The 23798-nt window shown below is 61.5% G+C and carries 16 protein-coding genes; 12 read left to right on the forward strand and 4 right to left on the reverse strand.

Going from position 1 to position 23798, the window contains the following annotated elements; genetic code table 11:
* Positions 1–104 precede the first annotated feature (104 nt).
* Positions 105–725 carry a LysE/ArgO family amino acid transporter gene (locus H351_RS05345; protein ID WP_029256528.1) on the reverse strand — a complete coding sequence of 207 codons (621 nt, stop codon included), beginning with the start codon at positions 723–725 and terminating at the stop codon, positions 105–107.
* 75 nt (positions 726–800) lie between these two features.
* Between H351_RS05345 and H351_RS05350 the strand changes: the two genes are divergently transcribed.
* From H351_RS05350 to H351_RS05370, 5 genes are all read left to right on the forward strand, one after another.
* A complete protein-coding gene (locus H351_RS05350; protein ID WP_029256527.1) occupies positions 801–1694 on the forward strand; it encodes a LysR family transcriptional regulator ArgP in 894 nt (297 codons plus the stop codon).
* A 131-nt stretch (positions 1695–1825) separates the two neighbouring features.
* On the forward strand, positions 1826–3298 hold the full coding sequence (locus H351_RS05355; protein ID WP_029256526.1) for a class I adenylate-forming enzyme family protein: 1473 nt from the start codon (positions 1826–1828) through the stop codon (positions 3296–3298).
* Positions 3299–3383: 85 nt separating this feature from the next.
* Positions 3384–5231 (forward strand): DUF3556 domain-containing protein, encoded by a 1848-nt coding sequence (locus H351_RS05360; protein WP_029256525.1) that lies wholly within the window; start codon positions 3384–3386, stop codon positions 5229–5231.
* Positions 5228–6661, forward strand: a complete 1434-nt coding sequence (locus H351_RS05365; RefSeq protein WP_029256524.1) for a phytoene desaturase family protein — start codon at positions 5228–5230, stop codon at positions 6659–6661. The genes H351_RS05360 and H351_RS05365 overlap by 4 nt, the downstream gene beginning before the upstream one ends.
* 35 nt (positions 6662–6696) lie before the next feature.
* Positions 6697–7986, forward strand: a complete 1290-nt coding sequence (locus H351_RS05370) for a PucR family transcriptional regulator (protein ID WP_019745783.1) — start codon at positions 6697–6699, stop codon at positions 7984–7986.
* Positions 7987–8077: 91 nt separating this feature from the next.
* On the opposite strand, the gene H351_RS05375 is transcribed toward H351_RS05370, so the two are convergent.
* Positions 8078–9385, reverse strand: a complete 1308-nt coding sequence (locus H351_RS05375) for an HNH endonuclease signature motif containing protein (protein ID WP_059016322.1) — start codon at positions 9383–9385, stop codon at positions 8078–8080.
* Positions 9386–9501: 116 nt separating this feature from the next.
* Here H351_RS05375 and H351_RS05380 point away from each other — a divergent pair, with 116 nt between their 5' ends.
* The 7 genes from H351_RS05380 to H351_RS05410 all read left to right on the forward strand — a co-directional run bounded on the left by H351_RS05380 (position 9502) and on the right by H351_RS05410 (position 21025).
* Positions 9502–10800 (forward strand): SWIM zinc finger family protein, encoded by a 1299-nt coding sequence (locus H351_RS05380; protein WP_029256523.1) that lies wholly within the window; start codon positions 9502–9504, stop codon positions 10798–10800.
* Positions 10797–12281, forward strand: a complete 1485-nt coding sequence (locus H351_RS05385; protein WP_029256522.1) for a DUF5691 domain-containing protein — start codon at positions 10797–10799, stop codon at positions 12279–12281. Before H351_RS05380 ends, H351_RS05385 begins: the two co-directional genes overlap by 4 nt.
* Complete coding sequence (locus tag H351_RS05390) at positions 12278–13393, forward strand: ATP-binding protein (protein WP_051636517.1); 1116 nt, start codon at positions 12278–12280, stop codon at positions 13391–13393. Before H351_RS05385 ends, H351_RS05390 begins: the two co-directional genes overlap by 4 nt.
* Entirely contained in the window at positions 13390–15576 is a 2187-nt protein-coding gene (locus H351_RS05395) for a DUF5682 family protein (protein ID WP_029256520.1), read from the forward strand. The genes H351_RS05390 and H351_RS05395 overlap by 4 nt, the downstream gene beginning before the upstream one ends.
* Positions 15573–16736, forward strand: a complete 1164-nt coding sequence (locus H351_RS05400) for a VWA domain-containing protein (protein ID WP_029256519.1) — start codon at positions 15573–15575, stop codon at positions 16734–16736. Before H351_RS05395 ends, H351_RS05400 begins: the two co-directional genes overlap by 4 nt.
* A gap of 92 nt (positions 16737–16828) precedes the next feature.
* Positions 16829–18451 (forward strand): MFS transporter, encoded by a 1623-nt coding sequence (locus H351_RS05405; protein ID WP_029256518.1) that lies wholly within the window; start codon positions 16829–16831, stop codon positions 18449–18451.
* Between the two features lie 237 nt (positions 18452–18688).
* Positions 18689–21025: a putative bifunctional diguanylate cyclase/phosphodiesterase gene (locus tag H351_RS05410; protein ID WP_021331710.1), complete on the forward strand. Its 2337-nt coding sequence runs from the start codon at positions 18689–18691 to the stop codon at positions 21023–21025.
* Between the two features lies 1 nt (position 21026).
* On the opposite strand, the gene H351_RS05415 is transcribed toward H351_RS05410, so the two are convergent.
* Both H351_RS05415 and H351_RS05420 read right to left on the reverse strand, forming a co-directional pair.
* Positions 21027–22151: a GGDEF domain-containing protein gene (locus H351_RS05415; protein ID WP_021331711.1), complete on the reverse strand. Its 1125-nt coding sequence runs from the start codon at positions 22149–22151 to the stop codon at positions 21027–21029.
* Between the two features lie 121 nt (positions 22152–22272).
* Positions 22273–23712: an amino acid permease gene (locus tag H351_RS05420; RefSeq protein ID WP_029256515.1), complete on the reverse strand. Its 1440-nt coding sequence runs from the start codon at positions 23710–23712 to the stop codon at positions 22273–22275.
* Between the last annotated feature and the right edge of the window lie 86 nt (positions 23713–23798).

A 23798-nucleotide genomic window follows, 5' to 3' on the forward strand; every position in this document is an offset into this window, starting at 1 on the left:
CCCTACCTGATGGTCACAACTCGCGACAGTGAATTGAGCTTCCTCACCTTGGACGGTAACCCATCCCGATACCCGCAGTGTCGGATCGAGGTTGTGCAGCCGAGTCACAATTCGACAAGCAGACTGATTCCGAGAACCGCCATCATCACGGCGATCAGAGCGTCGAGAATCCGCCAGGCGTTGGGTTTCGCAAAAAGCGGCGTCAGCAGGCGTGCGCCGTAACCGAGGGCGCTGAACCAGACCACACTCGCGGTGATGGCACCGGCCGCAAACCACCAACGTCCGATTTCGCCGCGACCGTTGGCAATTGAACCCATGAGCACCACGGTGTCGAGGTAAACGTGTGGATTGAGCCAGGTGAGGGCCAATGCCATCGTGACGGCGGTCAGCCTCGAACCGTTGCCGTGCTGATCCGGTGCCAGCGTCTGGGGTCGAAGCGCCCGCTTGGCGGCGAAGATTGCATAGCTGAGGAGGAAGACCGCACCGGCGATACGAACGAACGTGATCAGCGACGGTGCGTGTTCGAGGAGGGTCCCGATTCCGCTGATGCCTGCAAGGATCAGAATTGCGTCTGACAACGCGCACACTGCGACGATCGGGAGTACGTGCGATCGCGTCAGACCTTGGCGAAGAACAAACGCATTCTGGGCGCCGATTGCGACGATCAATGACAGTCCGATTCCGAAACCGACGAGGGCCGACGCAGGGTCGTTGGTGCTGAGCATGTTGTCGAGCCTGCCGCGCAGATTTCATTCAGTCCAGCTAATGATTCTTAGGACACATCAGAGTAGCTTCAGATTATGTTGGATTTCGAGCAACTGAGGGCATTGCACGCCGCGGTCGACGAGGGAACCTTCGAGGCGGCGGCGCGGAAGCTACACATCACGCCTTCGGCGGTCAGCCAACGAATCAAAGCTCTCGAGACGTCGGTTGGCCGGATCCTGGTGCAGCGCACCAAACCCATCCAGGTCACCGATTCCGGGAGGGAAGTCCTGCGTCTTGCCCGTCAGATAGACGCACTGTCGCGTGACACCGTGCGAGAACTCGGTTTGGAAAACGGTTCGAACACCTTCGCCCGCGTCTCGATCGCGGTCAATGCCGATTCGCTGTCCACTTGGGTTCTCAGGGCCCTCGCGGAGTTCACGCAAGAAGTCAGTTTCGATTTTCATCTCGACGATCAAGACCACACCACCGAACTGCTGCGCGACGGTTCGGTCATGGCTGCTGTCACGTCTGTTGCGTCACCGATTCAAGGGTGTACCTCCAGTCGGTTGGGCAACATGCGGTATCGGCCGATGGCGAGCGCAGAGTTCTGCCGTCGCTGGTTCGCAGATGGTGTTACGGCCGAATCTCTTTCGGAGGCGCCGCTGGTGGTGTTCAATCGCAAGGATCTGCTGCAGGATCGGTACCTCGATCAAAAGGTCGGCCATCCGGCAGATCCGCCTCGCCATCTTGTTCCGTCATCGGCAGACTTCGCGGACGCCGTCAGGCGGGGATACGGGTGGGGGTTGATACCGGACCTGCAGTGCGGCGAGGACGATCGCGGCGGGTTGTTGATCGGATTCGATCCGGACTTCGTGGACGACGTTCCGCTGTACTGGCAGCAGTGGAAACTGTCGTCACCCGTCTTGCGCCGGATCTCCGAGGTGGTGACCCGACGCGCTCACGAGGTGTTGCATCAGCCTTCGAGCTGATGGCACCGCACGTACGGTGTTGTGCTCAGGGAACAAAGAACCTGGATAAGTTGATCCCCTGAGACCGTTTCTTCGGCCACAGGACGCCGATAGTGTTTTGAGTCACACACGAATGAAAGGTGCTGACTCTCGTGGCGGACATCGGATATCTGGCTTGGGATCTTGCGGAGAAGTACGGGAAGAAGCCGTGCCTGCGGGACGACCACGTCGAACTCACGTATGAAGAGTTCGCAGATCGTACGGAAGCTGTTGCCGCGCAATTGGCCGGACTCGGAATCGGACTCGGTGACGTGGTGGCGATCATGCTGCCCAATCGCGTCGAGTTGCTGATCGCGATCATGGCTGCCTGGCGCATCGGTGCTGCAGCTACACCCATCAATCCGATGTTCACCGCGAACGAAGCGGATTACCAGATCGCGGACTCCGGGGCCGAGTTGGTCATCACCGCTACTGCCGATGCGCCCTCGGGCGGCCGTGCGGTGTTGGTCGTCGACGATCTGGCGACAGTGCCGCCGACCGATCCCCGACCCGGAATCGATGTTGCAGCAGACGATCTGGCGTTGCTCATCTACACCAGCGGCTCCACTGGACGGCCCAAGGGAGTGATGCTCACGCATTCCAACCTGCAGTTCATGGCTTCGTCGATGGGCAAGAACATCGGTGTTACCGGCGCGGATCACTGCCTGCTGATTCTGCCGTTGTTCCATGTCAACGCGATCTGCGTCAGCGTCCTGACGCCCTTGCGTGTCGGCGGACAGGTGAGTGTCACCGGGAAGTTCTCGGTTTCGAGATTCTTCGACGACGTTGCGCGGCTTCGCCCCACGTATTTCTCGGCGGTGCCGGCAATCTACGCGATGCTGACCTCGCAGCCGGAAGACGCCTCGATCAACACGTCGTCCTTGAGGTTTGCCGTGTGCGGTGCGGCGCCGATCAGCAAGGAACTCCTCGAACGCGCGGAGCAGCGTTTCGGTTTCGTGATCGTGGAGGGTTACGGACTCACCGAGGGGACCTGTGCGTCGGCCTGTAATCCTGTGGAGGGCCTGCGCAAACTGGGTACGGTCGGCCCGGCGTTGCCCGGCCAGCAGATTGCCATTCTTGCCGAGGACGGAACCTTTGCTCCCGTCGGAACTGCCGGAGAGGTGGTCATCAAGGGCGGCAACGTGATGCGTGGCTATCTGGGCAAGCCGGAGGAGACCGCGAAGACCGTCAAGGATGGTTGGTTGCATACCGGCGACGTCGGGGTCCTCGACGAAGACGGCTACCTGACCCTGGTCGATCGCATCAAGGACATGATCATCCGTGGGGGCGAGAACATCTACCCCAAGGAGATCGAAAATTCGCTCGCCACACATCCTTCCGTGCTCGAGGCCGCCGTCATCGGCGCTCCGCACCAGGTCTACGGAGAGGTGCCAGTTGCCTATGTCGTTGCCTACCCCGACGCGCCCGTCACCGAAGGCGAACTGCTCGAACATGTCACGGCCTTGCTCACCCGAGTAAAGGTGCCAGTGGCGATCTACGTCGTCGATACGCTTCCCCGAAACCCGGTGGGCAAGATCGACAAACCCGGAATGAGACGAGCTTTGAGCGCAACTCCCGCTCACTAGTCCCTTCCCCGTAATACCAGCACAACTCGACGACGTGCGTCGAGTCGATCCGTCATGCCCACATTCCGTATTTCAGGAGCACATCATGGGATTCAAAGAAGGAAACTTCCCTCCCGTCGATCCGGCAACCTTCATGGACAAGCCGTTTCTCGAGCGTCTGCGTGACATGTCCACGCACTGGGTGGATTACGGCTTCGGTACACCGAAGATGGTCCACACCGTCTACATCATGAAACTGTTCTTCCTCTACCTGGCAGCTGGAACAGCCGTTGCCACTTTGACTTCCGGCCTCTCGTGGTTCGACATCGGATCATGGTGGAACCAGCCGATCGTCTACCAGAAACTCATCATCTGGACGATGATGCTCGAAATCCTGGGCCTGGCAGGGTCTTGGGGTCCATTGGCCGGCCACTTCAAACCGATGACCGGTGGAGTTCTCTACTGGATCCGCCCCGGCACGATTCGCCTTCCACCGTGGCCGGGCAAGGTGCCGCTCACCTCGGGTGACACCCGCACGGTGTTCGACGTCTTCATCTACGTCGCCGTAGTCGCCAATCTTCTTGTTGCCGCGGTTCTTCCCGGCGTTCACACCGCAGGAATCGATTCGGCAATCGCCGACAATGCCGGACTGGTACGCCCGACGGTCTTGTACTCCTTCCTCGTGCTCGTGGTGATTCTCGGGTTGCGGGACAAGGTGCCCTTCATCGCTGCCCGTAGTGAGCAGTACCTGCCGGCGATCTTCTTCTTCACGTTCCTGCCCTTCGTCGACATGATTCTGGCGCTCAAACTGCTGATCGTCATGGTGTGGATCGGTGCCGGTGTCTCGAAGTTCGGCCGTCACTTCTCGCTGGTGGTCCCCCCGATGCTCAGCAATACGCCGTGGATCCCGTCGAAGAAGATCAAGCGTGCGCACTACCGGAATTTCCCGGAGGATCTGCGGCCCTCGCACCTCGGCGGCGGGGTCGCACACGTGGCCGGAACGATGGTCGAAATCGTCACTCCGTTGATACTGCTGTTCTCGACGAACAAGACACTCACCATCCTCGCCGTGATCCTCATGGTCGGATTCCATCTCTTCATCGCGTCGACCTTCCCGCTGGCCGTTCCGCTGGAATGGAATCTTCTGTTCGCTTACGCCTCGGTCTTCCTGTTCCTGGGCTTCCCGGCGTGGGACGGCTACGGCCTCGGCGCCATGTCTTCACCCTGGATCACAGCGGGAATTATTGCAGCCCTTGCCTTCTTCCCCATTCTCGGAAACCTTCGACCCGATCTGGTGTCGTTCCTGCCGTCGATGCGTCAGTACGCCGGCAACTGGGCATCCGCGACGTGGGCATTCGCGCCAGGCGCCGAAGCAAAGATCGACCAGTACATCAAGCGTCCGTCGCCGGATACGCGTAATCAGTTGATGACGATGTACCCCGAAGATGTGTCCGATGTAGTTCTGCATCAGCTGTTGGGTTGGCGTTCCATGCACAGCCAGGGGCGTGCACTGTTCTCACTGATGATCAGGCACCTCGGCGACGACATCAACACGTACTCGCTGCGGGAAGCCGAGTTCATGTGCAACTCCATCGTCGCCTTCAACTTCGGTGACGGGCACCTGCACGACGCGAAGTTGATTGCCGCCATTCAGCGTCGCTGCAATTTCGCGCCCGGCGAGTTCCTGGTGACCTGGATCGAATCGCAGCCCATCCACAAGGGAACGCAGGAGTACCAGGTGATCGACGCAGCTCTCGGCGTCATCGAACGAGGTACTTTCAAGGTCGCCGACGCAGTTGCCGAACAACCGTGGTTGCCGAACGGGCCCATTCCGTTCGACGTTCAGTGGACACTGGACGTACGGGCCGACCGCGCGGCAACAGATCCGCAGGTGGTCTCCGAACCGAAGATGCGTACGAGGGTCAGCGGTAGCGAGCAAGAGGTGAGTAAGTGACAAAGGCCGTAGTCGTCGGTAGCGGGCCCAATGGGCTCGCTGCCGCGGTACACCTCGCACGTAGCGGTGTGGACGTGCAGGTGCTCGAGGCCGCCGACCAGATCGGCGGAGGCACCCGCTCCGGTCCGATCGACGTGCCGGGGTTGATTCACGATCACTGCTCGGCATTTCACCCGATGGGTATCGGCTCGCCGTACCTGTCCAAGCTGGACCTCGAGCGATACGGGCTGATCTGGAGATGGGCAGAGGTGGACTGCGCGCATCCGCTCGACAACGGGGACGCCGGTGTTCTGTACCGCTCGCTGGAGCAGACGGCGGCGGGACTCGGCGCGGACGGACCTCGATGGCAACGGATGTTCGGTGACTTGTCGACGGGATTCGATGCATTGGCGTCCGACCTGATGCGCCCGATCGTCAATGGCCCGCGGCATCCGCTGCGGCTCGCAGCTTTCGGTCCGCGAGCGCTGCTTCCGGCAACCGTGACCGCGAAGTTGTGGAAGACCGACAAAGGGAAGGCGCTGTTCGGCGGGGTTGCCGCGCACGCCTTCTATCCACTCAACCGTCCGGCCACCTCGGCGGTGGGATTGATGATCACTGCTGCTGGTCACCGCTACGGTTGGCCGGTTGCCGAGGGAGGTTCGCGTTCGATCACCGACGCCATGGCCGCGATGCTCCTCGATCACGGAGGCAAGATCGACACCGGCATTCGGGTTCGCACGGCCTCCGAGATTCCGGACGCCGATGTTGTTCTGCTGGATGTCAATCCGGGGGGTGCGCTCGAAATACTGGGCGATCGACTCCCTGGCCGAGTGGCGAGAGCCTATCGAAAGTTCAAGCAGGCTCCCGGAGCGTTCAAGCTCGATTTTGCGATCGAAGGTCATGTGCCGTGGACCAATCCGGATTGCGCTCGGGCCGGAACTGTCCATCTGGCAGGTGGTTTCGACGAAATCGTGGCCGCTGAGCGTGAGACGAATTCAGGCCGCATGCCGGACCGGCCGTTCGTGCTCCTCGGTCAGCAATACCTGGCTGATCCCACCCGATCCGCCGGGAACGTTCATCCGCTGTACGCCTATGCGCACGTGCCACACGGATATGCCGGCGACGCTACAGAGGCGATCATTCGTCAGATCGAGAGGTTTGCGCCAGGATTCCGGGATCAGATCGTCGCGACATCGAGCAGTGGTACAGCTGACCTGGCACAAGACAATCCGAATCAGGTAGGCGGCGACATCATCGGAGGTGCCAACACCGAACTGCAGGTTGTCTTGCGTCCGCGCGTCGCAGTCGATCCGTACAGCACGGGGATCGCGGGCACTTACCTGTGCTCGGCCTCGACCCCGCCGGGTGCCGGAGCACATGGAATGTGCGGGTACAACGCGGCCGAATCGGCTCTGAAGTACCTGCGACGAAAGGGTGCGGAAGTTCTGTGAGTAGTCCATCGCACAAGGAGCGAGGCGCCGGCGCGATGCGGCGTCTCGCCCGAGTGCCTGCAGCCGCGGAGCCGGAAGTGCTTGCGGTGGTTGCCGAGTTGGCCCGACGACTCGACGAGCGCAGTGCCGACATCGCGCGTGAGATGGCCTTCATGATGGCTCACGAAATCGACCAATTGGATGCAGACGCCAAATTGCTCGAAATGCTCGAGGCCAGCGTGCAGGGAAACATCACGACGATCATCCACGTATTGGCCAACGACATTCCGATCGACCATCTCCAACCGACTACTGCCGCAGTGGAATACGCTCTGCGTCTGGCGCAGCGGGACGTTCCGTCCAACTCTCTCGTTCGGGCCTACCACATGGGCCAAGGCGATCTGATGCGGATCTGTCACGACGAAATCAGCACACTGGATATTCCGGCGCGACTCACTTTGGCTGTCCTGAAACACACTTCGGATGTGGTCTACAGCTACATCGACTGGATCACGCTCTACGTCTTCGACGCGTACGAGCGGGAACGCAGTCGATGGATGGCAGCGCAGGGAAACCTCCATTCGGCCGCGATCCACGCCCTCCTGTCCGGCACCAACGCAGATACCGCTGCTTTCGAAGCTGAGACCGGATACCGACTCGGTCAGAACCACGTCGCCCTGGTGGTTTGGTCGACGTGGGATGCGGACGTCATGGGCATCAACACGCTCGATCGACTCGTACGTGATCTCGGCGCAGCGGCGGGAGCGGACAAGCCGCCGATCATCACTGCCATCGATCGACGCACGGTGTGGGCGTGGCTGCCGTTCGGTCGCCGGGTGCCCGCGCCGGATCCGGAGGTTCTCGCGGCGGCAGTGCCGTTGGACGGCGGGGCGCGGGTGGCAATCGGACTGCCAGGGTCAGGGGTCGAAGGTTTCAAGCGATCTCACGAACAGGCAACCGCCGCCTATTCGGTTGCTGCCGTGCCGGATACGCCGCAACGGCCGGTGGTGAGCTTCGGGGACCGCGGCGTCGCTGTGGTTTCACTTCTGTCCGAGAACATCGATTCTACGAAGTCATGGGTCTGGGAGGTGCTAGGCCCGTTGGCGGACGATACGCCTTCTGCTGCATCCTTGCGGACGACGTTGAGTGTGTACTTCGCCCACGGAGAAAGCCATCTGCACACTGCCAATCACATGAATCTGCACCGGAATACCGTGAAGTATCGCATCAACAAGGCGCTCGGGGATCCAGTCGCTGCCGGCCGAGACAAGTTGGATCTCGCTCTGGCCCTGCAGGTTTGTGAGTTGTTGGGTAGATCGGTCTTGCGCCCCGCCAAAACGTCGTGAGTTGTGGACGCGACACGGCCTGTGGGCTCCGTATCGGGGTTTGATGACCGATGCGGAGCCTGGCCGTGTTCTGTTGTGCCTGAGGTTCTTCTCAGGTTTTGAAGGTGGTGTTCGCGGGCCGCGGGTGCTGGCCGGGGTCGATCGAGGGTGGTGGGATGAACCACGGTTTGTTGTCGGTGCCTATTCGGATTTCCCATTTCCCGACGAACCCGGATTTCCGGTGCATCAACCGGTGATGTGAACGGCACAGCAGGACAAGGTTGTTCATCACCGTCGGGCCGCCGTTGGCCCAGTGCCGAATATGGTGCGCATCCGTCCACGCGGGCTCGCACGCGCAGCCCGGGAACGCGCACCCCTTGTCTCGGGCGATCAACGCCACTCGCTGCTCCGCGGTGACCAACCGTTTCCCGGGTTTCGCATCCAAAGGCGCGCCGTGACCGTCGAGCAGCACCGTGGACAGGAAACAATCACACCCGAGAAGCCTTGTCTGCGAAACCGACAGCGGCCCCAGCCAGGGCATGTGCCCGACATCAAGATCCGACACAGCCACAGCACCACCATCGGGCGAGGGTGCGGCGGCGCAGTCCCGGTGCTCGGCGAGATCACGAGCGTTGATGTGCACGTTCACGTGCGGACGCTGCCCACCGTCGGTGCCAGTCTTGGCGGAATCGAGGTAACGCCGGATCAGTTCCGTGAACCCATCCGCAGTCCGCTTCGCCGCCGACCGAGAATCCGGGGTTCCATCCGGTGCCGGGGTCGGCATCGTCAGATTCGACAACGCCGACAACAACATTTCCCCGGTGAGGGCGTCGAAATCACCGCGCACCACCACCCGACCATTCAACGTCGACGCGATCCGCAACTCGTTCCGATCCACATCCTCGGCGGGCGGAATCTCATCGGACTCGAACACTCGCTCCAAGGTCGCGATGACGTTCCGTACTTTCGTGGTCGTGGCCTCCACGCCCGACGCAGCAGCCAACAACAAGTCGATACAGCGAGGGAGCGCCTCCTCCGGCATGCCCTTCGGCGGTGATTCGCAGAACGCCACGATCAACACTGCATGATCGAACGAGCAGTCCCCGTCATCGAATCTGGCCGCCACTGCCGGAAACGGGCGTAGCGCTGCACCGAGGGCGGCGATCTTCTTCCCGTCCCGGACCTGCAGCATCGTGTTTGCCGCCAACCACGCACCGACACCGCGGCTGGCGATCACCTGATCATCGGGACGCATCGACAACTCGTCCACCACCGCCACCCGCACAGCCTCGAGACGCAGAATCTCCGAACTCGCCTCGATAGCGACGGCCCGCAGCTCCGCCGTGGTCAGCTGCCACAGACGTCCGCGCAAGCCCACCGCAGAACCACAAACGACGTCAGATGATGTGTTGATACTCATTGAATCCCCCGATCCCCACCTCAAACCATATTCGAATATGTGTTCGAGTCAAGAGCTAATTCACTAAAGAATCGGCCTGACTCTGCGATGTCAGCGGGTTGTCATACTGTGGTCGAGTGACTTCGCCGTGGACAGCTGGGCAGGTGGCGTCGGTAGCTCCCGACGCCGCATCGCTGGCCGCTGCGCGCAAGTTGGCTGGTTCGTGGAGCCATGCCGGAAGTAGCGGTCTCGCGCTCTGGGGGCTGTGTCAGGGCAGCGGCTCGAAGCCGTATCAAGCAGTGGTTGACCTGCGGGGCCCTGCATACAAGTGCTCGTGCCCCAGTCGAAAGTTTCCGTGCAAACATGCTCTGGGGCTGCTGGTGGAATGGTCGGAAGGGCGTGTGCCGTCGACGGACGAGCCGGCCGACTTCGCGGCAGAGTGGTTGTCGCGCCGCGAGGAGAAGGCCGAGAACACCGGCGAAAGCGGCGACGAGGCGCCCAAGAAGTCTCCCGACCCGGCGACAGCGCAGAAGCGCGCCGACCGCGTTGCGGGCGGGCTCGTCGAATTGGACCTGTGGATCACCGATCAGATCCGCAGTGGTCTGGCAGCGATGGACACATCCTGGGCGGGCTTCGACGCGGTAGCCGCTCGAATGGTGGATGCTCAGGCGCCCGGTATTGCAGGCACGCTTCGAGCATTGGCGGGAATCGTTGCGTCTACGGAGAACTGGCCCGAGAAGGTCCTCGACGAGTTGGCTCGGTTGCACCTGCTGGTCGCTGCGCATCAGAAGCTGTCCGAGTTGCCGGAAGATCTTGCCCATTCGGTGAAAGCGCACGTCGGCTATCCCGTCTCAACCGAGAGTGTGATGGAATCGATTCCGGTGAAAGAGAACTGGATGATTCTCGGTTCCGGGATCACCGAGGAGAAGCGACTGTTCACCCGAACCGTGTGGATGCTCGGCAGGAATTCGAAACGGTGGGCCATGCTGCTCGACTTCTCCCACGGGTCACCCAACTTTGCCACCGAAACGCCGCCAGTCGGGTTTCTGCTCAATGCCGATGTTCATTTCTATCCCGGTGCCGCGGCATTGCGGGCGCGGATGGGGGCAACGCACGGTGAACCGGAGCCCTTCACAACCATGCCGTTCGGAAGCATCGACGCTGCGTTGCAGCAGTTTACCGATGCCCTCGCCGCAGATCCCTGGTTGCGCTCGTGGCCGGCAGTGATCAGTTCGGTGGTCCCGTCGTTCGTCGACGGTTCCTGGTTTCTCGTCGACGAATCAGGCACAGCGCTTCGGGCAGAAGGTGATTCGGATCTTCTGTGGAAGTTGCTCGGTATTTCCGGCGGTTACCCGGTCACGGTCTGCGGAACGTGGAATGCGCTGGCTCTTGCTCCGATCTCGGTTTTCACGGGAGGGCAGGTGATCGTGCTGTGAGCACTTTGATCTCGGCTGCTCTTCTCGGGACTGCCAGAACCTCGACAACATTCGAGGAGCTGCCGGCCGAAGTGCGGGGCCACGCCCGCGAACTCGACGGCGATCCTGCCGAGATGCTTCTCGCAGCAGCAGCGTTGGAGAGGGCGTACCGCCGTGGCGGTGCGGGCTCCACCACGGCGGCCGTGCCGACACCTGCTCCAGACGATGTGCGATTCACGCTGCCGGAATCCTCATCGGCGCACCTGCTGTCGATGCTCGCGGCCAAAGCGACCTTGCTCGACGAGTGGTTCGCAGTCGCGTTGGAGCGCAACTACCGTGCGCCTGATCATCTGGTCGCCGAGTTGCTTTCCTTTGCACGTGCGAGCGAAGCTCACCGGGAGAGCATCCTGCAGATCGTCGGCGAGCGTGGCCGATGGCTAGCCGCGCAAAACCCCGAGTGGAGCAAGCTCGTCCGAACCAGGGATGCAAATCCGGATGTCTGGCGTCACGGAAGTTCGTCCCAGCGCACGCAGTGGCTGATAGACACTCGCCGAACAGATCCCGCGCTGGCACTGGCCGAACTCAGAAAATCGTGGGGCACCGAGCGGGGCGAACAGAAGGCTGCATTTGTCTCGACTCTGGCAATCGGATCGAGCGCCGACGATCAACCATTGTTGGAGGAAGCCCTCGACGACCGTCGCAAGGACGTGCGACGCGCAGCAGCGGAGGTGCTCGGACGTATTCCCGAATCGGAGTTCGGGGAGCGAATGGCTGCGCGGGTTCAGAAATGGGCGCGGGTGGAGCGGAAACTGCTTCGATCCACGTTGGTCATCCTGCCGCCTGAGGAAGTCGATGCGGCGTCGAGGCGAGACGGCATCGAAGATCGGCCGAATCCACACACCGACTATCGTGCCGAGTATGTGCGTCAGGCGATCAGTTCTGCACCGTTGTCTCTGTGGAACAACATGATCGGTGAACCCGGCAAGGTCATGGGGATGAGCGTTGACGAAGGCTGGGAGCCGATCCTTCACGACGCTTGGTCCACCGCTGCAGTCGCGCAGAACAATGCGGAATGGGCGCTGGAACTCTTTCGCATACGCGGCACGGCCACCGATCGACGCCTACTCCCGTTGGTGCCGGCCAAGGCGTTGGCTGACCTGTTGAGGTCTGGAAACGGCGACGCCAATGTTCTGCACCCGGGCCGGGCAGCGATCTACGACGCTCTGCCAGGTCCATGGCCAGACGACATCACCCGGGCAGTCGTGGCCCAGTGGGAACGAGTTGCGGCCAGACGTGCCGATGGGGGCGCCAAGGCCGGCGAATTCTCGCGCTACAAATACAGCGCATCGCTACGCCTAGCCGAGAGTCGATTTCCCTACAGCGCAGTAACTTTGCTCGATCGGGCTGCGGAGCGTGCACGTGACCCGGACTGGCGTCAGACCTTCGCCAGAACTGCCAGCGCCATCACCCACCGCAAGACCCTGCTCGAGGAGCTCACATGACTGACAGCGTAACCGTGCCCACCACAGAACCGGCAAAGCTGATGCGGCCCCACGCGGAGCAGGAGTACGCACTCGAACTCGAAGCACTGGCCGCGCAGGACACCCGCCCGCGTCCACCGTCGTGGAACTTGTCGCCCTGGGCCGTGGTTACGTATCTGTTGGGTGGCACTCTCGACGACGGAACGGTCATTTCACCGAAGTACGTCGGTCCACGGCGGTTGATGGAAGTGGCCGTCGCAACCCTTGCCACCGACCGGGCGCTACTGCTGTTGGGCGTGCCGGGTACAGCCAAGACCTGGGTCTCCGAACACCTTTCGGCTGCAATCTCGGGTGCGTCGACGCTCCTGGTTCAAGGCACGTCGGGTACGCCCGAGGAAGCTATCCGCTACGGCTGGAACTACGCACGCCTTCTCTCGGAGGGGCCGACCGCCGGTGCGCTGGTGCCGTCACCTGTGATGACCGCGATGGAAACCGGGAAGATCGCCCGCGTCGAAGAGTTGACGCGTATTCCGGCCGACGTGCAGGACGCCCTCATCACCATTCTCTCCGAGAAGACGTTGCCGGTGCCGGAACTGGGCATCGAGGTGCAGGCAGCCAAGGGCTTCAATCTGATCGCTACCGCCAACGATCGCGATCGCGGTGTCAACGATCTGTCGTCCGCACTACGTCGACGGTTCAACACAGTTGTTCTCCCGTTGCCGGCCAGCGAGGAGGACGAGGTGGCTATCGTGGCACGCCGAGTCGAACAGTTGGGCGCAGCACTGGAATTGCCGACAACCCCCGCAGCAGCCGAGGAAATTCGCCGGGTCGTCACCGTGTTCCGGGAACTGCGATCAGGCACGACCACCGACGGCCGCACCAAGTTGAAGTCCCCGTCCGGAACTCTGTCGACGGCGGAGGCGATCTCGGTGGTCACCAACGGTTTGGCGTTGTCTGCGCATTTCGGGGACGGCGTACTTCGGGCATCCGACGTCGCTGCCGGAATCCTGGGTTCGGTGATCAAGGATCCGATCGCAGACAAGGTTGTGTGGAACGAGTACCTCGAGGCAGTAGTGCGTGAACGCGGCGAGTGGTCCGACTTCTACCGGGCGTGCCGCGAGGTCACCGGGTGACCATCGTGATTCCGGACCTGCGTGTCCGGGTCTTCGGTATCCGTCACCACGGCCCGGGATCTGCTCGTTCGGTTCGGCAGGGCCTGGAAGAGTTTTCCCCCGACGTGGTCCTGATCGAAGGTCCTTCGGATGCAGACCCGTTGGTGATGCTGGCGGCATCGGAGTCGATGGAACCGCCGATTGCGTTGCTCGCGTACGCTACTGGCGAACCGTCGAAGGCGGCCTTCTGGCCGTTTGCGGTGTTCTCACCTGAATGGCAAGCGCTGCAGTGGGCTGCGAAGAACGGTGTGCAGGCAAGGTTCTGCGATCTGCCCGCGTTCAACGTGTTGGCGGATCAGGGGATTCGTACTGTCCGCGAGGGCGATCCTCTGTCTGAACTGGCCGCGGCCGCGGGTTTCGACGACACCGAACGCTGGTGGGATTCGGTGATCGAATCAAGCTCGGGCGCAGATTCTTTCGATGCGATCACCGAGGCGATGGAGGCGCTGCGTGAGACAGCGCCGATCGACGAGGAGACAGCGCATCGCGAAGCGTATATGCGGCAGGTGCTGCGAAAGACGTTGAAGGATGGCGCCGAGCGGGTAGCGGTCGTCTGCGGAGCTTGGCACGCGCCGGCGTTGGTCGGAGCCCTGGGGCCTGCGGCTCCCGACGCCCGCATTCTCAAGGGGATGTCCAAGGTCAAGACCTCGCTGACCTGGGTTCCCTGGACACATTCACGCCTGGCGTCGGCATCGGGTTACGGAGCCGGAATCACCTCGCCGGGCTGGTATCACCATCTGTTCACCGCGAACGACAAGACGATCACGCGGTGGCTCACCAAAGTTGCGAGGGTGCTCAGGGACGAGGACCTTCCCATCTCGAGTGCTCACGTCATCGAAGCTGTCCGATTGGCAGATACGTTGGCTGCACTGCGTTCTCGCCCGCTGGCCGGATTGTCGGAAGTTACCGAGGCTACGAGGTCGGTGATGTGCGACGGAAACGACGTTCTTCTGGATCTGATCACACGAAGACTCGTTGTGGGCGAAGCCCTGGGCACGGTGCCCGAAGAAACTCCGACGGTTCCGCTCGAAGCAGACCTGCGAGCACGTTCGAAGACTTTGCGGCTCAAACAACAAGCGGGAGCCAAGAATCTCGATCTGGACCTGCGACGCTATATCGACGTCGAGCGTTCCCAGTTCCTGCACAGACTGGGGATCCTCGAGATCGATTGGGGAACCCCGGCCGACAGTGAGGTCCGTTCCACCGGAACTTTCCGAGAGACTTGGGCGCTGCAATGGAAGCCCGAATTCTCGGTCTCGGTGATCGAGGCGTCGCTGTGGGGTACGACGGTGGCCGCAGCGGCGGCATCACGTGTCGTCTCGAAGATCAACGAGCCGGACATCACTCTCGCGTCACTGATCGGACTACTGGAGAACTCACTGCTCGCAAACCTCCCGGCAGCTTTGTCTGCGGTTTTGGAGAGTGTGAAAACAGTTGCGGCACTAGACCATGACGTGTCACATCTGATGGCGGCGCTACCGACGCTGACCCGAACGCTGCGATACGGCGATGTGCGCGGAACCGATGTGACGGCGTTGATCGACGTCGCCGACAGCTTGTTGATCCGGATCTGCACCGGCCTCGCAGTCGCCGTCACCGGACTGGACGATCCCAGCGCCGAGGAGTTTCGCGATCACCTCGACAAGGTTCACTCGGCAGTCATGGTCCGTGACGATCGCGATGCGAGCGCACGGTGGCTGCAGGCGATGGCCGGCGTGATCGACCGTGACGACGTCAACGGTTTACTCGTCGGACGGATGGTGCGGCTACTGCGCGACAGCGGTTCGATCACGGAAACCGCTGCAGCCCAGCGCTTGTCTCGGGCCCTGTCCGTGGGAAGCGCGCCGACCGCCAAAGCCGGGTGGGTCGACGGGTTTCTCGGTGGGGGAGGGCTTGTGCTCGTTCACGATCGAGCGTTGCTCACGCTGATCGACACGTGGGTCCGCCAACTTCGCGAGCAGGACTTCGTCGATACGCTTCCGTTGCTTCGACGCACGTTCGGAGCCTTCGAGGCAGGGGAGCGTCGAGCGATCGGTCAGGCGGTCAGAGGTGGACGACGCGTCGAGACGACAGTGGAGACTGACGCGCGACGCGGCCGAGCGGCAATGGCGGTCGTTGCCGAGATACTGGGAGCGCGCGTATGAGCGACGACGATCAGCGCCTTCGGCGCTGGAGATTGATGCTCGGGGAATCCGCCGAAGAATCGACGGGAGGGTTGGGCCAACCGGGCGACAGTCGAATGGATGCAGCTCTCGCAGCGCTCTACGACTCGTCCGGCCCGACCAAGGGGCGCCGCCGCTCAGCCGGATTGGGGGCGTCGGCGCCGTCCGTCGCCAGATGGCTCGGCGATATCCGGACGTACTTTCCCAGCACGGTGGTGCAGGTGATGCAGAAGGACGCGATCGACCGACTGGGTTTGGCGCAGTTGCTGCTCGAACCGGAACTGCTCGATGCCGTCGAGCCAGATGTACATCTGGTCGGGACGCTGCTGAGCCTCAACCAGGTCATGCCGGAGGCCAGTAAGGCCACTGCTCGAATGGTCGTCGGCAAGGTGGTTCGGGAAGTCGAAGAGCGAATCGCGCAGAAAACGAAGGCCGCGGTGACCGGGGCACTCAATCGTTCGGCCAGAACGTCGAGTCCGAAGTTGCGTGACATCGACTGGGACCGAACCATCCGAGCAAATCTGTCGCACTACCTGCCGGAGTATCGAACCGTCGTCCCCGAGCGGCTCGTCGGATACGGCCGCAAGTCGAAATCTGTGCAGCGCGACGTGGTCCTGGCGATCGACCAATCGGGTTCGATGGCGTCCAGCGTCGTCTACGCGTCCGTGTTCGGCGCGGTGTTGGCGTCGATGCAAGCGCTGAAGACTTCGCTCGTGGTTTTCGACACCGCCGTCGTCGATCTGACGGACAAACTGTCCGACTCCGTCGACGTCCTGTTCGGGACCCAACTTGGTGGGGGCACGGACATCAACCGCGCAATCGCGTACAGCCAGTCGCTGATCTCGCGTCCTGCCGAGTCGATGTTTGTTCTGATCTCGGACCTCTACGAGGGCGGTATTCGGAACGAGATGCTGCGGCGCATGGCGGCCATGAAGAATGCCGGCGTTCAGGTTGTGGTTCTGCTGGCGCTCTCGGACGACGGCGCTCCATCGTTCGATCACGACAATGCAGCGGCGCTGAGTGCCCTCGGGATTCCCGCGTTTGCGTGCACGCCGGACAAGTTTCCGGAACTGCTCGCGGTCGCTCTGGAACGCGGCGACGTGTCGGCCTGGGCGGATCAACTCGCACTCGAACAGCGCTGACTCGAACGGCACTGACTCAAACAGCCTCGAACAGCCTCAAACAGCACTGACCGGTCTGCTTCGAAGACCTGAGCACCGGGTACACCCGCACGATGGGTGACGGACAGGTTGCTGGTTCGACTACGCAGGCGGGTTCGGGGCTGGTTCTCACGGTGTTGGCGAGCAGCCAGTTCCTGATGACCCTGGACAGCTCGGTCATGAATGTTTCGATGGCGACCGTCGCCGAGGACGTCGGCACGAGTATCACCGGCATTCAAACCGCGATCACGCTGTACACCCTGGTCATGGCGACTCTGATGATCACGGGTAGCAAAGTCGGTTCGATGATGGGCCGTCGCCGAGCCTTCGCACTCGGCTTGGTCATCTACGGCGCTGGTTCTCTGACGACTGCGCTCGCCCCGAATCTCGTGGTCCTGTTGATCGGGTGGTCGTTCCTCGAAGGCGTCGGCGCGGCGCTCATCATGCCCGCGATCGTTGCGCTCGTCGCCACCAACTTCCCGGCGGAGAAGCGTCCGGCGGCCTACGGCCTCGTCGCTGCAGCAGGCGCGATAGCCGTGGCAGTGGGGCCGCTGATCGGCGGCGCGGCGACGACATTTGCGTCGTGGCGTTACGTGTTCGTCGGCGAAGTCGTGATCGTCGTCCTGATCTTGCTGGTGCTCAGCAAGGTGGTCGACGTCCCACCGTCGAAGTCGCGCCTCGACTACTTCGGTTCGATCCTGTCCGTGGTGGGACTGGGCATGATCGTCTTCGGTGTGCTGCGTTCGAGCGAGTGGGGTTGGGTACAGGCCAAACCTGGCGGGCCGCAGCTGGTGGGGTTGTCTCCGGTGGTGTGGCTACTGATCGTCGGGCTCCTTGTCGTTTACGGATTCCTACGCTGGGAAGGTCGACTGGCCGCTGCGGGGAAGGAGCCGTTGCTTGATCCGGCGATGCTGCGAAACCGCGAACTCAGTGGCGGGCTGTCGATGTTCTTCGCGCAGTTTCTGGTGCAGGCGGGCGTGTTCTTCGCGGTTCCTTTGTTCTTGTCCGTAGTTCTTGAGCTCAGCGCTCTCGAGACCGGAATTCGCATCCTGCCGTTGTCGGCGGCGCTCGTCGTGGCGGCGATCGGTATTCCGAAGCTACGGCCTACCGCGAACCCTCGACGCGTGGTCCGAGTCGGATTGTTGGTCATGGTCGTCGGCATTCTGATGCTCGTGGCAGGCATGGACCCCGGCGCCAATGCGGCGATCGTGATGATTCCCATGCTGTTCATGGGTTTCGGCTTGGGGTGCCTGTCTTCGCAGCTCGGAGCCGTCACGGTGTCCTCGGTCCCGGACGAGCGCAGTACCGAGGTCGGCGGGTTGCAGAACACCGCCACCAACCTCGGCGCATCCTTGGGAACTGCCCTGATCGGATCGGTTCTCATTGCCACTCTCACGACGTCGGCGATCGCCGGAATCGAAGACAATCCGGCGGTTCCGACATCGGTGCAGCAGCAAGCGAGCACCGACATGGCCTCGGGCGTGCCGTTCCTGTCGACGACGCAACTCCGATCCGCTCTCAATGACGCCGGCGTCGCCGAGTCCACGGCGGATGCGATCGTGGACGTGAACGAAGAAGCCAGGCTGGACGCGTTGCGTGTCGCTTTTGCCGTGGCAGCGCTGCTCGCAATCGCCGCGTTGTTCCCGACCGCTCGAATCCCCCGCGTCGCGGTCGGCGACAAACGTGGTTCGAGCTAAGAATCAGCAATCGCGGATCGACCTGGACGATCGACGGAACGACCTCTGGATATAGTGATCTGCGCACAATCGATTCGTCAGATGGCTACCGTTGTGAAGGAAACAAGCAGCGAGTCTGAAACACTGACGTTTCACCGGATAAGGGTTCGGTGGGGAGCCAGGGGAGGTTCGGATGGCCAGGCGAGCGGATTCGACGCCCGCTGATGGCGCCTGCGCTGGTGTCGGGATGCCTCACTGATGAACCGTCTGAGTCGATTGAGTCGATTGAGTCGGCAAGATCCTGCTTCGGAGACCGACTGCAACAGCCTGTTTCGCCGTCAGATCGACGAGGCTGCGGCCGTCGCGCCGTTCGCCAATCTTGCGTACATGGCGAGTTTGGTCGTGATTCTGACCTACACCGTCCCGCCCGGACGTCAGACGCTCAGGTGGTTGGGCGGCGCCCTCATCTTTCTTGTCCTCGCGAATTCGATTCGAGTATGGATACCGCTTCGCTGGCGACCGTCGAAGCACACACCGCGCTACGACTACGTGGGTCTGCTCGTCGAAGTGATCGTTGTCGCGACCCTAGACGTCGCACTTTTTGCCCTGCTCTTTCACGACATGGACGTCTTCCGTGACTTGGTTCTGATCGCGACGATGGCAGGAATCATGGGCGCCGGGACCGTGACGTTCTCCAGTCTGAGATCGGTGAGCCTGACCTGGATCTACATTCACGGCCTCGGCGTCTTCACTGTTCTCATTGTCCACGCCGAACCCCACTTTCGCGTACTTGCGATTCAGTTGTGCATCTACATGTTTGCGCTCACCGTAGGGGCGGTCTATCTGTCGGCCTCGTTCCAGAGACGTTGTCTCGCAGAGTTTCAGGCGGAATCCGAGCGTCAGACGGTGGCGTTGTTGCTCGACGGTTTCGAGGGCGGTTCCCGCGACTGGCTGTGGGAGTGCGACACCAACGGCCGGTTCTCCCACACCTCGGCACGTCTCGCCGAGGTCGCAGGTATGACGGTGGACGAGTTGCAGCAACTCACCTTCGGGCAACTCCTCACCAGACTCCAGATCGCGTCGAGTCCGGAGGGGCGTGCGGCCGCGGCCCAGATGATCGACAAACTCGAATCGAGTGCCCCCTTCCGGGACACCGTCGTGCCGGTGCATGTCGACGGTAGGCGCCGCTGGTGGTCTCTTTCCGGTAATCCACGGGTCCTCGAATCCGGCGTGATTCTGGGTTGGCGCGGTGTCGGTTCCGACATCACGGAGAGGTATGTCCACGAGCAGGAGATCCTTCGGCTTGCGGCCACCGACTCGTTGACCGGGTTGCCGAACCGTCGTGCGTTCGGTGTGGCGCTCGAGGAAGCGATCAATTCTCGGGCGCCGGACAAGCAGGTTCTCGTCGGGATTCTCGACCTCGACAATTTCAAATCGGTCAACGACACCCTTGGACATCCGATCGGGGACCAATTACTTCTCGAAGTCACGAAACGCCTGCGCAAGGTCGTAGGTTCGGACATGTGCTCGCGGATGGGCGGCGACGAATTCGGGCTGATCGTCTGCACGTCGTCGCGCGACGATCCCGGGGTGATCTTCGATCGGTACCTGGAAGTGCTGCACGAACCATTCTTCGTCGAAGGCAATCGAATAGAAGTGCGGGCCACGATCGGTTACTCCAGCGCGCCCGAGGATTCAACAGACGCCGACGGATTGGTGATGCTGGCGGATCTGGCTCTGTACGAAGCGAAGTCGACGGGGCGCAATCGAGTAGGCAAGTTCTCGCCGCTGCTGCGGGCGAGGGCATCGGCGCGGGCGACTGCGCTCCACGAGCTGGACAGAGGGATCGAGGAAGGGCAGTTCGATCTCCACTATCAGCCTCAAGTCGATACTCAGACCGGTGAAGTGGTGGCCTTCGAGGCTCTTCTACGGTGGAACCATCCCAGTCGCGGCCTCATCGGGCCCAGCCAGTTCATCTCGGTGGCGGAGGAAACCGGAATGATCATTCCCCTCGGCGCGCAGGCAATGGCGATGGCGACCGCGGCTGCTGCGGGGTGGCCGACCGGAATCGGCGTCTCGGTCAACGTTTCACCAGTGCAGTTGGTGTCGCGAGAGTTCGGTGCGATGGTGAAGAAAGCTCTGACGGATTCGGGCTTGGCTCCGCATCTGCTGCAGCTCGAAATCACCGAGACAGGTGTTGTGGACGATCGCGCGATCCGGGATCTCTACAAGCTGCGTGAGCTCGGGGTTACCGTCGCACTCGACGATTTCGGCACCGGCTATTCTTCCTTCGCCACGCTCCAGAGACTTCCAATCGACGTTCTCAAGATCGATCGCATGCTGGTCACCGACTCGGACGATCCGAAGATGTCCGTGGTGAAGTCCATTGTCGAATTGGCCGCGGCTCTCGGTATGAAATCGTTGGCCGAGGGCGTGGAGACCATCGAGCAGTTCCGCCGCGTTCAGTGGGTCGGGTGTGACCTGGTCCAGGGCTATCACATCAGCAAGGCTCTGACCGCTGAGCGCGTCGATGTGTATCTTGCCGCCACGGACACGGAAACCGGGCGCAGCGTCCACCCACTTACGTGGCTGTGAATCAGATCTGAGCCGAGCGGATCGTATTACCGCCTGCCGCTTTCGCTTGATACATCATCGAATCCGCGACATTTGTCGCCGCCAGGATTGCGGAAGCACCGCCGCTCCACGCCTTCGATTCGGCGGTCATCATCACAGCTCCGACACTCACCGTTGTGGGGATCGCGTCGGAACAATCCGACAGCGCCGCGTTTATCCCTTCGATCAACAGGATTGTCGATTCGGGATCACCGGCAATGACAGCCAGATATTCTTCTCCGCCCGTACGAGCGATGATTCCGTGTTCGCCGAGATGTGTGCTCAATCGGTTCGCGGTTCTTCTGATGACATGATCGCCTTCGGCATGACCGTGAAGATCATTCACCGTCTTGAATTTGTCGATATCGACGACGACGAAAGCGAGAGACGAAGAATCGTCTCGGGTGCTCTCGAAGAGATCGCCGACTGCCCCCTCCAGTCCCCGACGGTTGAACAGGCCAGTGAGGGGATCCCGGTCCGAATACTGGGCATCGCGGTAGAGAGTGCGCCAGGTCAGGTGCGCAAAAATGGGAACGAGTGTGACAGCTCCGAAAAGAACGGTGCCACGGGCCAGAAGCGTCGTGATATCGACGTCGCCTTCTAGATAGGCAAGAACAAAAACGGTAGTCGTGATGGTCGTCGACCAAACGACATGAGCGACAAGCCACCTTGCGCTGACAAAGAGCGTCGCAAAGGTTCCGGTGACCGCGAAGACGGTGCAACCGAACGTCGCGGACGAGCGATCCGGCACCAGAAGGACTGCGGCCGCGATCCCGAGATCTGCGAATATCCCGAATGCAAGCAACCCCCGGCGTCCGGGAAATGGTTGTGTGAACCAGCACGCGGCGATTCCCACACACGTGCAGATCATGAAAATCGAAAGTGCTTTGCCGGGAGTGGTCGGCGGCGTATCCGGGCCGATCAATTTGTAGAACGCGGAGAGTCCGAAGATGATCGTCATCATTCCGAGCAAGGTTCGGAAGATCGGAATGATTGCTCGGCCGGATCTCTGGTGCTTTATCCACTCGTAGTCGTGTGGTTCGTTGAACCATTCGTGAAGTGTTTGCCAAGAACTGTGCCCTTCGGGGGCGATGACAGGGCTCGGCATGCTGTCTATTTTGCCTTGAATTTAGGTAAAGAGAAGATCTGTGTTCGACCGGTTCCACCGGTTCGATTTTTTTCGGGGAAGAGGTTCTCTTATCGAGTCGAGCGCTTACTCGATGCTTGTTTCAAGCCTTCTTCGAACTGCTGTGTGCGTTGTTCGGGGCGGTCGCGAACGATACGACTTTTCGCGTACGAGACCTTCTCACGCTGTAAGCGACGAGGATGACTCCCAGCGCGACCAGGCTTTGGACGAACTCCGCGCGCGTCGGTTCGTTGAGACCCATTCCCACCAGGATCACGAGAATCAGGCCGGTGACCACTATCGGTAGGCCGGGATACAACCAGACACGGAATTTCAGAATCTCGGGACTTTCGCGTTCCCATCGGCGTCGGAGGCGTAGTTCGGATACACAGATCAGGATGTAAACGAACAAACAGATTGCGCCGGACGAATTCACGAGGAACAGGAAGATCGTGTCTGGCCAGATGTAACCGGCCGCGATACAGAAATACCCGGCCACGGTGCAGGCGAGTACGCCCTTCACGGGCACGCCGCGACTGTTGGTCCGTGTCATCCATGCCGGCGCGTCGTTGTAGACGGAGAGTGCGAAGAGCATCCGTGACGCCGTGTACAGGCCGGAGTTGAGGCAGGACAGCACAGCGACCAGAACCACGAGATTGAGAATGTCGGCGGCGCCGGGAATTCCGAGCAGGTCGAGTGCGGAGATGAACGGAGAATCGCCGACGACGAACGAATCCCACGGCAGCATCGTCACGAGGAGGAAGGTGGCGACAACGAAGAACGCGAGAATGCGGAAGACGACGGTGTTCGTGGCTCGTCTGATCGCTCCGGCCGGTTCGGCGGATTCCGCTGCGGCGATTGTGACCAGCTCGGCTCCGGTCATGGAGAAGATCACGGCGACAACGCCCACCAGCACGGGGGTGAAGCCGTTCGGCAGAAATCCTCCGTGGCCGGTCAGATTACTGAAATCGACTTCACTGCCGGGCCAGATGCCGAAGACGAACAGACTGCCGAGCACGATGAAGCCGATGATGACGGCGACCTTGATACCTGCAAACCAGTATTCGGCCTCACCGAAGTTGCTGACGGAGAGAAGGTTGACCCCGGTCATCACCAACAGGAGTACTGCTGACATGAGCCAGAGCGGTACACCATGGATCCACCGGGAGAGCAGGGTAGCTCCGACGACGGATTCGATGCCGACGACGATCACCCAGAAATACCAGTAGAGCCAGCCCGTGGTGAAACCCGCCCAGTCGCCCAACGCCATTCGCGCGTACTCGGTGAATGATCCCGTACACGGCTTGGCGACGGCCATTTCACCGAGCATGCGCATCACCAGGAACACGATGATGCCGCAGATCGCGCAAGTGATGACTGCGCCGGGGCCGGCCTGGTTGATGATTCCGCTCAGCCCGACGAAGAAACCGGCGCCGATGACACCACCCATGGAAAGCATGGTGAGGTGGCGCTTCTTCAAGCCTGTCTTGAGCGTCGAATGAACGCTGGCGGCTTCGGCTGTTTCGGTGCTGCTGTCGGGCATCTGGGCTCAGCTCCTATTGCATGACGCGATCAGTTCTTTCGGAGAGACGCTAAGCTCGTCGTGTGATCCAGAACATGGACCTGATG

The sequence above is a fragment of the Rhodococcus erythropolis R138 genome, assembly GCF_000696675.2.
Lineage (GTDB): Bacteria > Actinomycetota > Actinomycetes > Mycobacteriales > Mycobacteriaceae > Rhodococcus_F > Rhodococcus_F erythropolis.

Coding starts and splice junctions, on each gene's coding strand:
- H351_RS05370 (WP_019745783.1), top strand. CDS start 6,697: ATGCGGCGTCTCGCCCGAGTGCCTGCAGCCGCGGAGCCGGAAGTGCTT.
- H351_RS05360 (WP_029256525.1), top strand. CDS start 3,384: ATGGGATTCAAAGAAGGAAACTTCCCTCCCGTCGATCCGGCAACCTTC.
- H351_RS05420 (WP_029256515.1), bottom strand. CDS start 23,712: ATGCCCGACAGCAGCACCGAAACAGCCGAAGCCGCCAGCGTTCATTCG.
- H351_RS05390 (WP_051636517.1), top strand. CDS start 12,278: ATGACTGACAGCGTAACCGTGCCCACCACAGAACCGGCAAAGCTGATG.
- H351_RS05345 (WP_029256528.1), bottom strand. CDS start 725: ATGCTCAGCACCAACGACCCTGCGTCGGCCCTCGTCGGTTTCGGAATC.
- H351_RS05400 (WP_029256519.1), top strand. CDS start 15,573: ATGAGCGACGACGATCAGCGCCTTCGGCGCTGGAGATTGATGCTCGGG.
- H351_RS05405 (WP_029256518.1), top strand. CDS start 16,829: ATGGGTGACGGACAGGTTGCTGGTTCGACTACGCAGGCGGGTTCGGGG.
- H351_RS05410 (WP_021331710.1), top strand. CDS start 18,689: ATGAACCGTCTGAGTCGATTGAGTCGATTGAGTCGGCAAGATCCTGCT.
- H351_RS05415 (WP_021331711.1), bottom strand. CDS start 22,151: ATGCCGAGCCCTGTCATCGCCCCCGAAGGGCACAGTTCTTGGCAAACA.
- H351_RS05350 (WP_029256527.1), top strand. CDS start 801: ATGTTGGATTTCGAGCAACTGAGGGCATTGCACGCCGCGGTCGACGAG.
- H351_RS05375 (WP_059016322.1), bottom strand. CDS start 9,385: ATGAGTATCAACACATCATCTGACGTCGTTTGTGGTTCTGCGGTGGGC.